Raw genomic sequence first — 14,085 nt, forward strand, 5'->3', positions numbered from 1 at the left:
TTGACCAGCCACTCAGCACACAGTTCCTCAGTGGGACCTCACGAAGAGATCGACCTCGGGAACCGGCCGAACGACCAGAACCAAAACCATACACCATTCCGTGAGGTCTTGGGCGGTTCACCACGTTAGAGGAAACAGGGGCCCTTCGGCCGCTCCGCTCTCCCCTGTGGGGCGAACAAGTAATACTTTACGTCCGGTTTACCTGCTCGGCCAATCACTCCACATCCCGGGCGTGTCGCCGAACGAAATCCGCGGAAACATGCGGGAAACAACGGGAACCCGACGCGGCCGTGGAGCTCGGCCGGGCCGAGGTGCGATACGCACGGAAGCCGTCAGGCGACGAGTACCCATGCGAGGCCGGAGGCCATGGCATCCGTGTGCCCGCCGGTGAACTCGATCCCGTCGAAGAACATCGCACCCAGCACGAGAGCGAAGACGAACACGATCGACAGGAAGAGCACGGCCACGCCGGCGAGGGTGATCAGAAGTGGGAGTCGGTTTGCCATACATCGATCTTGCCCGGCACTCCCCCGAGAACGACAGGGCTTGCGTCGAGACGACCGAAGGCCGGCACCTCCGAGGAGGTACCGGCCTTCGGTGCGAGACGGATCAGCGTCCGGAGAGCTTCTCGCGAAGCGCCGCCAGCGACTCGTCGTCGGCGAGGGTGCCCTGGGCGGGCGACTCCGACGAGAACGAACCACCGAACGAACCGGCGTCCGTCGGGTTCGCCGCTTCGGCCTCGAGGGCCTTGGCGACGGCGGACTTGTGAGCCTCCCAGCGACCCTGGGCCGCGGCGTACTCCTGCTCCCACTGCTCGCGCTGAGCGTCGAAGCCCTCGAGCCAGGCACCCGACTCGGGGTCGAAGCCCTCGGGGTACTTGTACTCGCCGCGCTCGTCGTACTCGGTGGCCATGCCGTACAGCGCCGGGTCGAACTCGGTGCCGTTGGGGTCGACGGACTCGTTGGCCTGCTTGAGCGACAGCGAGATGCGACGACGCTCGAGGTCGATGTCGATGATCTTGACGAAGACCTCTTCGCCGACCGAAACAACCTGCTCAGCGAGCTCGACGTGCTTGCCCGAAAGCTCGGAGATGTGCACGAGGCCCTCGATGCCGTCGGCCACGCGGACGAACGCACCGAAGGGAACCAGCTTGGTGACCTTGCCCGGAGCGATCTGACCGATCGCGTGGGTACGGGCGAACACCTGCCACGGGTCTTCCTGCGTCGCCTTGAGCGAGAGCGACACGCGCTCGCGATCGAGGTCGACCTCGAGGATCTCGACGGTGACCTCCTGGCCCACCTCGACGACCTCGGAGGCGTGCTCGATGTGCTTCCAGGAGAGCTCGGAGACGTGGACGAGACCGTCAACGCCGCCCAGGTCGACGAACGCACCGAAGTTGACGATCGACGAGACCGTGCCCTTGCGGACCTGACCCTTGTGGAGGTTGTTGAGGAACGTGGTGCGCGACTCGGACTGCGTCTGCTCGAGCAGAGCGCGGCGCGAGAGCACGACGTTGTTGCGGTTCTTGTCGAGCTCGAGGATCTTGGCCTCGATCTCCTGGCCGAGGTACGGCGTCAGGTCGCGGACACGGCGCAGCTCGATGAGCGAAGCCGGGAGGAAGCCGCGGAGGCCGATGTCGACGATGAGACCACCCTTGACGACCTCGATCACGGAACCGGTGACGACACCGTCGTTCTCCTTGATCTTCTCGACGTCGCCCCACGCACGCTCGTACTGAGCGCGCTTCTTGGACAGGATGAGGCGGCCTTCCTTGTCCTCCTTCTGGAGAACGAGGGCCTCGACGTGATCGCCGACGTTGACGACCTCATTGGGGTCGACGTCGTGCTTGATCGAGAGCTCGCGGGAGGGGATGACACCCTCGGTCTTGTAACCGACGTCGAGGAGGACCTCGTCGCGGTCGATCTTGACCACGGTGCCTTCGATGAGGTCGCCGTCGTTGAAGAACTTGAGCGTCTTCTCGACCGCGGCCAGGAAGTCTTCGGCCGAGCCGATGTCGTTGATCGCGACCTGCTTGATAGCCGGGGCGGTCGTTGCGGTAGTCATGTAGTGGGTTGTCCTAGTTGGGTGTGGTGTCGGGCCTCGACTTCAGCGCCCGTCGGTCCCGTAGACCGAGGACAGCGGGCATCCGCACACCCGAGGGCGAACGCATGCCGCGCGTCGAAGCGAAGCGGATTGATTCGTGCGATGTCACGGGCCGCCCGGATAGCGAGCAGAGCCCACGTGTGACACCTCAGTCTAGCTCACCGGCTCCTCCCCACGGATCGTGCGGCGACAAGGGCGTCACACAACGTCGGTGAAGCGGCGGCGCCGGGCGCCGATTCGCCCCGGATCGGCCGTTTTGCTACGTCCTTCTCAGCCCGCGTGCCCAGGTGGCATCCAGAATGCCGTGCCAGGCTCCCCGTTTTGTGCCCGCTATCGCGGGTCAGACGACGACACCCGCGTCGTTCCCCCCACGTGAAATCGGTTCTATGCGCTCTTCTTCGACGCCCACGTCCAACCGTCGTGATCGCCGCCTTGCCGCCCGCCGCACCCGTCGTCGCCCGGTGACGACCGTCGGTGTGCTCGTGGTCGGCGCGGTCGCGACCGCGGCCCTCACCGGCACCGTGCCGGCGGCCACCGCCTCGCCCACCGACCTGACGACCGCGACGTTCTCGCTCGCCTCGACGACCACACCGACCGCCCTCACGGCCGCCCGTGGCCCCGAAGTCGCGGAGGCGCGCGCTGCTCAGACCACCGCCGCCGGCTCCCTGCAGGCCGCGTCGAGCGTGCAGGCCGACATCGTGGCATCCGGGCTCGACATCGGTCAGCCCGCGACCGTCGACACCCGCGCGCTCGAGCAGGCCACGGAGCGCCTGGAGGCGGCCGCCGTGCTGCCGGCGACGTTCCTGCCCGACTTCGCCGACGATGTCGAGGCCGCGACCGCGACCATCGACCAGCGCGTCGCCGAATTGCGCGGCAGCCTCGACGCGGCCGTGGCGAAGAAGGCCGAAGAGGAAGCAGCCGAGAAAGCACGCCAGGAAGCGGAGGCCGCAGCCGCAGCCGTAGCCGCCGCCGAAGCAGAGGCCGCCGAGCAAGCCGCCACGGAGCCGAGCACCTCGACGTCGTCGTCGAGCGGCGGCGGATCGTCGGCACCGTTCGCCACGGGCGGCGGGTCGGGCGACAACAGCCCGGCCGGCGCGCAGGCGACCGCCCGCGGCATGCTGTCCAGCCGCGGCTGGGGAGACGACCAGTTCAGCTGCCTCGTCTCGCTGTGGAACAAGGAATCGGGCTGGAACTACCAGGCCTACAACGCCAGCAGTGGCGCCTTCGGCATCCCCCAGGCGCTCCCGGGGAGCAAGATGTCATCGGCCGGCGCTGACTGGCAGAGCAACGCGACCACCCAGATCTCGTGGGGCCTCGGTTACATCTCCGGCCGCTACGGCGACCCGTGCGGCGCGTGGAGCCACTCGCAGGCCACCGGCTGGTACTGATCCGCGGAACGGTTGAAGCGACCGGTTGAAACAGAACGACGAAAGCGCCGCCCCGAACACTATTCGGGCGGCGCTTTCGTCGTCGTCGCTGGGTCGTTGTCGCTGGGTCGTTGTCGCTCGGTCGTTGTCGCTCGGTCGTTGTCGCTGGGTCGTTGTCGCTGGGTCGGTGTCGCTGGGTCGTTGTCGTCCGGTCGGTTCGGCTGACTTCGTCTTCAGGAGGACCAGTTCTCGCCACACGGCCAGATCACCTCATCCATCGCCGACGACGAGCGACCGATCGGTCAGGCGCCGTTACGACGGGCGATGACGCCCGCGAGCAGGGCGTGGGACAGGGGCGCGAGCGACACCACCATGAGGAGCGTGCCGATCACCGCCTGCTCGGCCTGCAGCAGCACTCCCCCGATGAGCAGCCCCGTGAACAGCACCGACGAGACCACCCGACGGACCATGCGCTCGAGATCGCGCATGCGGCGTTCGATGCGAGGCGTCTCGACGGCGAGAGACCCCTCCTCGAGTCGGGAGATGAGGTTGTCGGCACGGCGCGGCAGGCGAGCGGTCACCGCCGCCACAGCCCCGACCTCCCGCACGAGAGCCTGGGCGGTGTTGCCGCTCTCTTCGCGGATCAGGCGCTGGGCATAGGGCTCGACGGCATCCCAGATGTTGAAGGCGGGGTCGAGCGAACTGCACATTCCGCTCGTCAACGACATGGCGCGCACGATCAGGAGGAAATTCTCGGGCAGCTGGAACGGCAGAGCGCGCACGACGTCGCCGAACTCGATCGCGAAGGCACGGAACTCTCGGGGGTCGACCTCTTGCAGTTCGGCGAACCCCATGCCACCGAAGCGCGAGAAGAGCTGCGTCATCGCCCGTTCGAGCTGGATCGTGTCGGCCGAGGGAAGCAGGACTCCGACGTCGCGGATACCGTCGACCAGGCCCTTGCCATCTCGCGAGGCCGCGGCGATGAGGACGCGGCGAAGACCCCGTCGGAGGCCCGGCGGGACGTCGCCCATCATGCCGAAGTCGATGAAGGTGAAGCGCCAGGCCGGAGGGCCGGCATCCGTCGTCGGAGACAATGGAGTGACGAAGACGTTGCCGGGGTGGGGGTCGGCGTGGAAGAACCCGTCATCGAACAGCTGGTCGAACATCACCGCGGCGAAACGCGCGGCGACCTCGGACGGGTCGATGCCGGCGGCTCGAAGCGCGTCGACGTCGTTGATCTTGATCGCACTGACGTCTTCGAGGGTCAGTACGCGACGGGTCGTGCGCTCCCACACGACGTCGGGGACGGCGACCCCGTCCTCTCCCCCGAAGTCCGCGGAGAACCGCTCGGAGTTGGCGGCCTCGTGGAGGTAATCGATCTCTTCGAGGCTGGTCACGGCGAACTCCTCCACGAGGGAGGGCATGTCGACGCGATCGCGCACGAGGGCGACCTTGCTCAGCCAGACACCGACCTTGCGGAGGGCACGCAGGTCCACGTCGACGATGCGATCGATGTCGGGACGCTGGATCTTCAACACGACCGCGCGCAGCCCGGTCTCCTCGGCCAGCTCATCGGTGAGCACGGCTCGGTGCGCCTGACCCAGCGAGGCCGCGGCGAGGGGACGGTCGTCGACGCTCGCGAAGGCGCGCTCCAACGGCATCCCGAGTTCTTGCTCGGCGCGAGCGCGCATCTGAGCGAAGGGGACCGCGGGCACCTCGTCCTGCAGCCCCTCGAGCTCTTTGGTGATGATCGGGGGGAGCACGTCGAGGCGCGACGACATGAACTGCCCGACCTTGATCATGAGACCACCGAGGTCGACGGCGAGCACGTGGAAGCGACGGGCGATGCGCTGCAGTCGCCGCGTTCGGCCCCGGGCGGAGATCCACCCGAGGCCGAACCGCGGTAGGAAGAGCTCGTACCACCATGCCTGCACGAGGTAGCGCGCCGCGAAGCGCGTGATGCGCCGGTAGCGGGCCTTCATGAGGGCGTCGTCGGTCATCGGAGCTCCTGGATGCCGACGGGCGCAGAGCCCCCGTCGCTGTGGGGCGACCTCACCCCTGGGCGAGGATGGAGTAGAGCTTACGGCGAGCCTCGTCGAGGATCTCGACCGCCTGCTGGACCTGCTCCTTGTCGCCCGTGCGTGCGACCTGGGCGGCGGCCTGCGCGAGTTCGACCCCGGCCTTGGGGAGCGCCGTCATGCGGCCGCTGTCGCGCGAGCCCGCCGACTCCCAGGGTGCGGTGCGCTCGGTGGTCTCGTCGCCGGCCGCGGCGCGACCCTCGGCGGTGAGCGAGTAGGTCTTGCGACCGTTGGACTCCTCGGACTGCACGAGGCCCTCATCGGTGAGCAGCTGAAGCGTGGGGTAGACCGAGCCGGGGCTCGGTTTCCACGAGCCGCCGCTGCGTTCTTCGATCTCGCGGATGATCTGGTAACCGTGCATCGGCTGCTCAAGCAGAAGCGAGAGCACCGCCGAGCGCACATCACCCTTGTTCATGCGGGGCGTCGAGCTGGTCTTCTGCTCGAACTGGGTGCGCAGCTGCTCGAGACCCTCGAGGATGTTGGACATCGGCCAGCCGGGGGTGTTGTTGCCACCGCGTCCGCCGAACGCGTCTCCTAGGAATGAACCACTCATGACGACCTCCTTCGCGCGAACCCGATCTGAGTCAGCGATACATAACGATATATCGCTGACGGGGTCGCGGGGCGGTCGCGGGGCGGATTCTCAGTACCAGTTGACGGACTGCGAGTGGCCCCACGCGCTACACGGCGTGCCGTATCCGCGGTCGATGTAGTCCAGCCCCCACGCGATCTGCGTCGCGGCGTTGGTCTGCCAATCGGCGCCGAAGGTCGCCATCTTGCTGCCGGGGAGGGCCTGCGGGATGCCGGTGGCGCCGCCGTCGTCGTTGTAGGCCTGATAGTTCCAGCCCGACTCCTTGTTCCACAGCGACGACAGACAGGAGAACTGATCGCTCCCCCACCCGTACTTCTCGGATGCCAGCTGAGCGGCGTACGCCCGCGCCCCGTCGGGGGTGTTCACCCGAGCGAGCGCCTCGGCGGCCTCCGCCTGACGCTGCGCCTCGGCGGCGGCGGCGGCCTCCGCCTGTCGCTGCGCCTCCGCGGCGGCATCCGCCGCGGCCTTCTCCGCTTTCGCCTGGTCGAGACTCGACTGCACCTCGGCGACGCGGGCGGACACGCGGGCGACCTCGGTCTGCGCGTTCTGACTGAGAGCCGGCACGAGGAGCACCGGCAGCAGGTCGGTCGAACCGAGGCGGGCGACGGCGTCTTCGAGGGCCGCCGTGTCGATCGAGGCGTCGCCGATCGAGAGCGGCAGGCCGGTGGAGGCGACGTCCGCGCGCACGGTGTCGGCGTTCGAGAGCGTCGACTCCGCGTCGTTCCGCGCCGAGCTCGCACCGGTGATGACGGCGTCCAGCGTGGGGGCGTTCGTGACGGGCACGGCCGTGCCGGGCGCGGAGAACGAGGATGCCGACGCGTCGGGGATCGAGAGCGGGGCGGCGACCGCCAGACCGGCGGTGGCGACCAGGCCGAATGCGAGGCCGGCGCACGTGGCGGCGGTGACGAGCGTGCGGCGGGCGCGGTGGACGTGCAGAAGTTTCACATCAGAACGGAGCAAGGAGCAATCTTTCGTCGGGGCGCGCTCGTCGGGATCGAGCGCGGTCTCGTGTCGTTCGGGTCGACACAAGTCCCCGAGTGTGCGGGCCGGTTCTGAGCGTTATCTCTTCGTTACCTGGATGCGGCGTGTGAGCGTGTCGGACCGCCGGGCGGGCGCGAGTGATCCGATGTCGGTTGGATCAGCACATCTCGGGCGCCCCCGCATGGAGTCCCCGAATAGCCCACTGACCTGGTATTTCCTGTCGCGCGATACGCGACTCGTCGGTGAAGATGCCCGGGGGGTCGAGACCACTGTCAGCGCGCATGACGGGCCAACCCGAGATTCGCGGAGAAACTCTCGGATCAGCCCGTCACCACGGCCTCAGCCGCGCTCCGGAGTCAGGAGCGGTGCGCGCGGTAGTAGTCGAGCAGCGATCTGGTCGATGCATCCTGAGCTGCGAGCGCGTCATCGTCACCCTCGATGGCCGGCGCGATCTGCAGGGCCAACTGCTTGCCGAGCTCCACGCCCCACTGGTCGAAGGAGTTGATGCCCCAGATGGTGCCCTGCGTGAAGGTGATGTGCTCGTACAGGGCGATGAGCTGGCCGAGCACCGACGGCGTGAGCGACGGCGCGAAGATCGACGTCGTCGGTCGGTTGCCGGGGAACGTGCGCGCGGCCACGAGCGCACCGGTCGTGCCCTCTGCTTCGACCTCTTCGGCGGTCTTGCCGAACGCCAGCGCCTTGGTCTGGGCGAGGAAGTTCGCCAGGAACAGCCCGTGGACGTCGCGTCCATCATCGGCGAGCGGGTAGGCCGGGTTGACGAAGGCGATGAAGTCGGCCGGGATCAGCCGCGTGCCCTGGTGGATGAGCTGGTAGAAGGCGTGCTGACCGTTGGTCCCCGGCTCGCCCCAGAACACCTCGCCCGTGTCGGTGGTGACGGGGGTGCCGTCCCACCGGACGGACTTGCCGTTGGACTCCATCGTGAGCTGCTGCAGGTAGGCCGCGAAGCGGTGCAGCTGCTGCGCGTAGGGAAGGACCGCGTGCGACTGCGCGCCGAGGAAGTTGGTGTACCAGACGTTGAGCAGACCCATCAGGACGGGCACGTTCTGAGCGAGCGGTGTGGATGCCACGTGTTCGTCGACCGTGTGGAAGCCGGCGAGCAGCTGCCGGAACACCTCGGGCCCCAGGGTGATCGCCAGCGACAGGCCGATCGCGGAGTCGACCGAGTACCGACCGCCCACCCAGTCCCAGAACCCGAAGGCGTTGGCGGGGTCGATGCCGAACGCCTCGACCTTGTCGAGCGCCGTCGAGACCGCGACGAAGTGATGGGCCACCGCGTCGGTGCGGGCGGCATCCGAGTCGTCGATGACGCCCGCGGCCGCCAGCTTCTTCCACAACCAGTCGCGAGCGAGGCGGGCGTTGGTGAGGGTCTCGAGCGTGGTGAACGTCTTCGAGGCGACGATGAAGAGCGTGGTCTCGGGGTCGAGGTCGGCGGTCTTCTGCGCGATGTCGGCGGGGTCGATGTTGGAGACGAACCGCGCGCGGATTCCGGCGTCGGCGTAGGGAAGGAGCGCCTCGTAGACCATGACCGGGCCGAGGTCGCTGCCGCCGATGCCGATGTTGACGACCGTGGTGACCTTCTTACCGGTGACTCCGCGCCACTCTCCCGACCGCACGCGCTCGGCGAAGGCGCTGAGGCGGTCGAGCACCTCGTGCACGTCGTGATCGACCTGCTGGCCGTCGACCACGAGGGCGGGCTCGGCGTCCGCGGGGCGACGGAGGGCCGTGTGCAGCACCGCGCGGTCTTCACTGGTGTTGAGGTGCGCGCCCCGCAGCATGTCGGCGTAGCGCTCGGCGACGCCGGTCTCTTCGGCGAGCGCGACCAGGGCGTCGAGCACGTCGGCTGTCACGAGGTTCTTCGACAGGTCGACGTGGAGGTCGCCGACGGTGCGCGTGAGCGCGGGCGTGCGGTCGGCGTCGGCGGCGAACCAGCCGCGCAGGTCCGGCTCGAACGCGTCGCGAAGCGCGGTGAGGCGGGACCAGGCGGGGGTGGTGGTGGGATCGATAGGCGCAGTCACGAGACCCACGCTAGCGACCCCCGGGGTGCAACACGCGATGGATGACGAAGACGGTGGTGCGCGCTAGGGACGGGGCGGCCCGGGAGGAACCCCGGGGTCGGCGACCATCGGCTCCGGGAGAGGGATCTCGCGCGTCGCATCCCACGCCTCGGTCCAGCCGAGCCGGTCGAACAGGCCGTCGAGCAGCATGGCCGTGAAGCCCCACACCGTCTGCGGTCCGCGCGCCGTGTCGAGCCCGAAGGCGGGTCCGCGCCACTCGCGCCCATCGCGCCGGATGACCGTGACGCCGCGCCGGGCGGGGTCGAGGAGGTCGGCGACCGGCGCACGGAACACTTCGGCCGATTCCGCCGCATCGACGGCGCGGACCGGCGTGGGACGTGTCCACCACCCGACGACGGGAGTCACCTCGTGGCGGGAGAACGCCAGCGGTACCGGCTCGAGCGTCCCGAGCACTTCGACGCCGTCGGGGTCGAGACCGGTCTCCTCCTGCGCCTCGCGGAGCGCGGCGGTCACGGCATCCCGATCTTCCGGATCGACGCGCCCTCCGGGGAAGGCGACCTGTCCGGGGTGGGCGCGCAGCGTGCTCGCGCGCGCCAGGAGGAGGACGTCGAGATCGCTCGGGACGTGTCGCGCGGCACGTTCGCTCGGGATGCCGTCGAGCACGCCGAACAGGATGAGCACCGCCGCGGCCCTCGCCTCACCCTCGACCGGCACCGCGCGCAGGGCCGGGGAGACGTCTCCGAGCCCCCGGGCGAGGAGGTTTTCGAGCTGTGCGCGGGGAGACGACATGGCTCGAGGCTAGCTCCCACCCTCGACCGTCCGGGCGGGCGAGTCCCCTAGCGGGAACCGTTGCAGGCCAGGCCGTCGCCGTCGCCGTCGAGTTCGTAGATGTCGGAGCCTGGCGACGCCGCCGCGGAGTCCGCGTGCGGGAGGGTGTCGTCGGCCGTGGGTGCCGTGGCCTCATCCGTGGACGGTTCGGCCGCCTCCGTTCTCAGGATGCGGACGGACTGGCCGACGCTGCGGGCGAGGGCCGGGAGCTTGGCGGCGCCGAAGACGAGGACGACGATCGCGAGCACGACGAGGGCGTGCCAGCCGGTGAGGTTCTGCAGCATGGGGCCCTCCGTGTCAGCCGCGGCCACCGGGCATCGAGCCCGCGGTCGCCGTGGTGGTGGTGTCGACACGAGCGGTCAGGGCGACCGTCCAGCCGGTGGCGTTGTCGCCGGTGGTCGTGGCGAGCTCGAGCACTCCCCCGTCGTCGCCGAAGACGTTGTCGGTCGCGAGCGAGACGCGGGACATATTGGATGCCGACGACGAGTAGGCCGTATCGGCGTAGACGATTGCGCAGGTCGCCTCGGGCAGGGCCACCTGCGAGGTCGCGACCGCGTTCGAGGAGTCGGTGATGGCATCCACGTTCGGGTACACCTCGAAGTGGATATGGGGCCAGCGCCCGTCGTAGCAGGCGGGGAAGATCGAGGTGAACGAGACCACTCCGTCGGTGCCGACGACCTGCACCCCACGCAGGTAGGTCTCGTTCTCGATGCCGGAGGAGTACATCGAGTACCGCCCCTCGGCGTCGCAGTGCCAGACGTAGACGGCGGCTCCTGCGAAGGGCACGTCGCCGTTGGCGGTGTCGAGGATCGTGAGGTTCAGCGTCATGGGCACTCCCGCCGCCGTGGCGCCACCGTCGAGGCTCGAACGCAGGTCGCTGCGGACCACCCCGGACTGCTCGAGGATGTCGACGCCGTTCGAGCCGTCGCCGGGGTAGGGACCGGCGGTCTCCTGGGGGATCTCCCCCGCGGGCAGCGCCACCGGCGCGCTCGAGGCCGACGCGGTGGCCGAGGCCGTCGGGGTCGCGGGGGTCGCCGACGCTGTCGCGCGGGGGGTGGTCGTGGCGGTCGCGGTCGCCCCGCTCTCGGCCGGGGCGCAGGCCGCCAGTGCGACGGCCCCCGCGCCGAGGGTGACGAGGCTCAGGAGGCCGCGACGGCTGACGAGGGTTCGCACGTCGAACGAGGCGCCCTGATCGACCACGGGCTCGTCGGCTCGATCGAGCGGGCGCCCCTCGTAGGCGGGACCCTCGGGGGTCATCTGGGTGTCGGGGATGCGGCTCATGGTCTCTTCTCCGGGGATCGAGGTTCCTGTGTTGCCCCGACTGTGGTCCGCGCGCCCTGCCCGGGCCTTCACCGAACCTGTGGTGCGCCTATGAGACGCGATGGCGGGATCCGCGGGGCCGCCCCGACCCCGCACGCCCGTGTCAGGATGAGGGAAGGAGGTGCGCGATGACCGGAGTGCTGCACGCGGTGACCCTCGTCGTGAACATGCCGATCACCAAGATCGACGCCCTCGACGCCATCGCCTTCGCCGCCGACACAGGCGTGGAGGATGCCGGAACCGCACGCCCCCGCGTCTGGCTCGCTCCCCACGCGTGGGCGGAGGTCGAGATTCCGAAGTTCGCCGATCCCCCTCCCTTCGCGATCGACGTCTACTCGGACATCTCGGGCGCGGTCGCCTGGGCCCAGGCGCGGCGGCTGCATGACGCCCTCGGTCGATTCGGCTGGACCGTGAGTCCCCCGCGCGCGGGCGTGCGCTGACCCGGCGTCAGTCGAGCCCGACCAGCACCTCGCTGCGCTCCCAGAGCTGCCGCGCGGTCACCGGGTCGTCGGCGAGTCGATTGGTCTTGGACGCCTTGTTATTGGAGTAGAAGCCGCCCGGGGTCCAGTCCACCCCGGGCTTGCCGAGCGCGAGCCAGGTGAGGCGCGCCCCGCCGACCGAGGTCGACGTCATCAGTCGCTGGGCGATCGGACCGCCGTAGAGGAACTTCCACGGCCCGTTGCTGGTTGAGCCGAAGTTCGAGGCGATCACGCCCGGGTGGAAGGCTACGGCCGACAGCCCCGCGTCGCCGAAACGGCGGTTCAACTCCTTCGTGAACAGCACGTTCGCGAGCTTGGCGTTGCCGTAGGCGGCGGTCGAGGAGTAGCGGTGCTCGCCCTGCAGGTCGTCGATGTCGAACCGCGGGAACAGCTTCGCGGCGGCGCTCGAGGTCTGGATCACCGTAGCCTCCGACTCGACGAGTCGCTCCCGCAGCAGGTTCGTGAGCAGGAACGGTGCGAGGTGATTGACCTGGAAGGTCGTCTCATAGCCGTCCTTGGTCAGCGTGCGCTCGCCGAAGACACCGCCGGCGTTGTTGGCGAGCACATCGATACGCGGGTACGCCTCGAGGAGGGATGTGGCGAGCTCGCGAACCTGCGCCAGATCGCTGAAGTCGGCGACGAACGACTCGACACCCAGCGAGCGGGCGACGCGTGCGGTCTTCTCGGGGTTGCGACCGACCACGACCACCTCTTCACCCAACTGGGCGAGCTGTTTCGCCGATGCCGCGCCGATTCCGTCGCTCGCGCCGGTGATGACGATGGTGCGGGTCATGGCATCCTCTTCCTGGTTCGGAGAGGCCACGGTAACCGCGGCGGAGACGAGACGGTCGGGGGTTGCCGCAAGGATCCGTCGCACCTACGTCGTCACCGCGCAACTCACAGCCCGCTCACAGCCCCACGGGACCAAAACCAGCGGGCGAGGCGTTCGATTGAAGGACGCCCACCACAGGACGTCACGACGAGAGGATACGAACCGTGAGCACGGAGTACCGGAAGACGTCGGAGGCGCTGGGTCGCCTCACCGACCGCCAGTTCGCCGTCACGCAGGACGACGCCACCGAACCGCCGTTCCGCAACGAGTACTGGGACAACCATGAGGACGGCATCTACGTCGATGTCGTGTCGGGACAACCGCTGTTCTCCTCAGCCGACAAGTTCGAGAGCGGCTCCGGCTGGCCGAGTTTCACCAAGCCGATCGACGACGCCGCGGTCGTACAGAAGACCGACCGGACGCTGTGGATGACCCGCACCGAGGTGCGCTCCGCCGGAGCGGACAGCCACCTCGGCCACCTGTTCGACGACGGCCCGCGCGATTCCGGCGGACTGAGATACTGCATGAACTCGGCCGCAATGCGCTTCGTGCCCGTCAGCGAACTCGAGGCCCAGGGGTACGGCGCCTACCTCCCCCTGTTCCGTGAGAGTCGTGCCTCATGAACCTCTTCCCCTTCCGCACGCGTAAAAGGAGCACCACCATGACCAGCGGACCTTCCGACTCCGGCGAGATCACCCGTCGCCCCGGCACCGAGACCGCCGTCCTCGCGGGCGGCTGCTTCTGGGGCGTCGAAGACCTCATCCGCCGCCAGCCCGGCGTGCTCGACACCCGTGTCGGCTACACCGGCGGCCAGAACGAGCACGCGACCTACCGCAACCACCCCGGTCATGCGGAGGCCGTCGAGATCGTCTTCGATCCCTCGCAGACGTCGTACCGCGACATCCTGGCGTTCTTCTTCCAGATTCACGACCCCTCGACCCTGAACCGCCAGGGCAACGACGTCGGCACGAGCTACCGCTCGGCGATCTTCCCGCTCTCCCCCGAGCAGGAGAAGGTCGCGCGCGACACGATCGCCGACGTCGACGCCTCGGGCATCTGGCCCGCGAAGGCCGTCACGACGATCGAGCCCGAGGCCGCGTTCTGGGAGGCCGAGCCCGAGCACCAGGACTACCTCGTGCGCATCCCCCACGGCTACACGTGCCACTTCGTGCGTCCCGGTTGGGTGCTGCCCAAGCGCGAGGAAGCCTCCGCGTAAGTCGCATGATGAAGGGCCCGGATGCCATGGCATCCGGGCCCTTGGTCATGCCAGCAGGTCGTCGAGCAAGCGCTGCACCCGTGACGTGATGTCGTCGCGGATCGGCCGTACCTCGTCGAGGCCTCGGCCCGCCGGGTCGGTGACCTCCCGCCTTCGTAGCGCTTGCCGGGGAGGATCGGGCCTCCCCCGCCTCGGTGAACGGCGGGTTCGGGACCCGTCGAGTGTCCAGGACACGCCGTGCGCCCGGTGCGTG

General features: G+C 68.9%; 14 protein-coding genes. 4 read left to right on the plus strand and 10 right to left on the minus strand.

Annotated features, from left to right (window positions below):
- Positions 1-332: 332 nt before the first annotated feature.
- Entirely contained in the window at positions 333-506 is a 174-nt protein-coding gene (locus ASF76_RS17085; protein ID WP_156459231.1) for a hypothetical protein, read from the minus strand.
- A gap of 103 nt (positions 507-609) precedes the next feature.
- A complete protein-coding gene (gene rpsA / locus ASF76_RS10740) occupies positions 610-2,064 on the minus strand; it encodes a 30S ribosomal protein S1 (protein ID WP_055957267.1) in 1,455 nt (484 codons plus the stop codon).
- A gap of 425 nt (positions 2,065-2,489) precedes the next feature.
- Between rpsA and ASF76_RS10745 the strand changes: the two genes are divergently transcribed.
- Positions 2,490-3,491 carry a lytic transglycosylase domain-containing protein gene (locus ASF76_RS10745; protein ID WP_200936119.1) on the plus strand — a complete coding sequence of 334 codons (1,002 nt, stop codon included), beginning with the start codon at positions 2,490-2,492 and terminating at the stop codon, positions 3,489-3,491.
- Positions 3,492-3,772: 281 nt separating this feature from the next.
- Here ASF76_RS10745 and ASF76_RS10750 read toward each other — a convergent pair whose 3' ends face one another.
- The 7 genes from ASF76_RS10750 to ASF76_RS10780 form a co-directional block, all read right to left on the minus strand.
- The gene (locus ASF76_RS10750; protein ID WP_055957274.1) at positions 3,773-5,470 is read right to left on the minus strand and encodes an ABC1 kinase family protein; all 1,698 of its coding nucleotides are present in this window, start codon (positions 5,468-5,470) and stop codon (positions 3,773-3,775) included.
- 52 nt (positions 5,471-5,522) lie between these two features.
- Positions 5,523-6,101 carry a PadR family transcriptional regulator gene (locus ASF76_RS10755; protein ID WP_055957277.1) on the minus strand — a complete coding sequence of 193 codons (579 nt, stop codon included), beginning with the start codon at positions 6,099-6,101 and terminating at the stop codon, positions 5,523-5,525.
- 90 nt (positions 6,102-6,191) lie between these two features.
- Entirely contained in the window at positions 6,192-7,100 is a 909-nt protein-coding gene (locus ASF76_RS10760) for a hypothetical protein (protein ID WP_055957280.1), read from the minus strand.
- 377 nt (positions 7,101-7,477) lie between these two features.
- Positions 7,478-9,157, minus strand: a complete 1,680-nt coding sequence (gene pgi, locus ASF76_RS10765) for a glucose-6-phosphate isomerase (RefSeq protein WP_055959944.1) — start codon at positions 9,155-9,157, stop codon at positions 7,478-7,480.
- A gap of 63 nt (positions 9,158-9,220) precedes the next feature.
- Positions 9,221-9,946, minus strand: a complete 726-nt coding sequence (locus ASF76_RS10770; protein WP_055957285.1) for an NUDIX hydrolase — start codon at positions 9,944-9,946, stop codon at positions 9,221-9,223.
- A gap of 47 nt (positions 9,947-9,993) precedes the next feature.
- Entirely contained in the window at positions 9,994-10,269 is a 276-nt protein-coding gene (locus ASF76_RS10775) for a twin-arginine translocase TatA/TatE family subunit (RefSeq protein ID WP_082485167.1), read from the minus strand.
- A gap of 13 nt (positions 10,270-10,282) precedes the next feature.
- The gene (locus ASF76_RS10780) at positions 10,283-11,266 is read right to left on the minus strand and encodes a dioxygenase family protein (RefSeq protein WP_055957291.1); all 984 of its coding nucleotides are present in this window, start codon (positions 11,264-11,266) and stop codon (positions 10,283-10,285) included.
- A gap of 167 nt (positions 11,267-11,433) precedes the next feature.
- On the opposite strand from ASF76_RS10780, the gene ASF76_RS10785 reads away from it, so the two are divergent.
- The gene (locus ASF76_RS10785; RefSeq protein ID WP_055957294.1) at positions 11,434-11,745 is read left to right on the plus strand and encodes a hypothetical protein; all 312 of its coding nucleotides are present in this window, start codon (positions 11,434-11,436) and stop codon (positions 11,743-11,745) included.
- A 7-nt stretch (positions 11,746-11,752) separates the two neighbouring features.
- Here ASF76_RS10785 and ASF76_RS10790 read toward each other — a convergent pair whose 3' ends face one another.
- Positions 11,753-12,577 (minus strand): SDR family NAD(P)-dependent oxidoreductase, encoded by an 825-nt coding sequence (locus tag ASF76_RS10790; RefSeq protein WP_055957297.1) that lies wholly within the window; start codon positions 12,575-12,577, stop codon positions 11,753-11,755.
- A 203-nt stretch (positions 12,578-12,780) separates the two neighbouring features.
- Here ASF76_RS10790 and msrB point away from each other — a divergent pair, with 203 nt between their 5' ends.
- Positions 12,781-13,239, plus strand: a complete 459-nt coding sequence (gene msrB, locus ASF76_RS10795) for a peptide-methionine (R)-S-oxide reductase MsrB (protein ID WP_055957300.1) — start codon at positions 12,781-12,783, stop codon at positions 13,237-13,239.
- Between the two features lie 38 nt (positions 13,240-13,277).
- On the plus strand, positions 13,278-13,832 hold the full coding sequence (gene msrA, locus ASF76_RS10800) for a peptide-methionine (S)-S-oxide reductase MsrA (protein WP_055957303.1): 555 nt from the start codon (positions 13,278-13,280) through the stop codon (positions 13,830-13,832).
- The last annotated feature ends 253 nt before the right edge of the window (positions 13,833-14,085 follow it).

It is taken from the genome of Microbacterium sp. Leaf151 (genome assembly GCF_001424225.1).
Classification (GTDB): Bacteria; Actinomycetota; Actinomycetes; order Actinomycetales; family Microbacteriaceae; genus Microbacterium.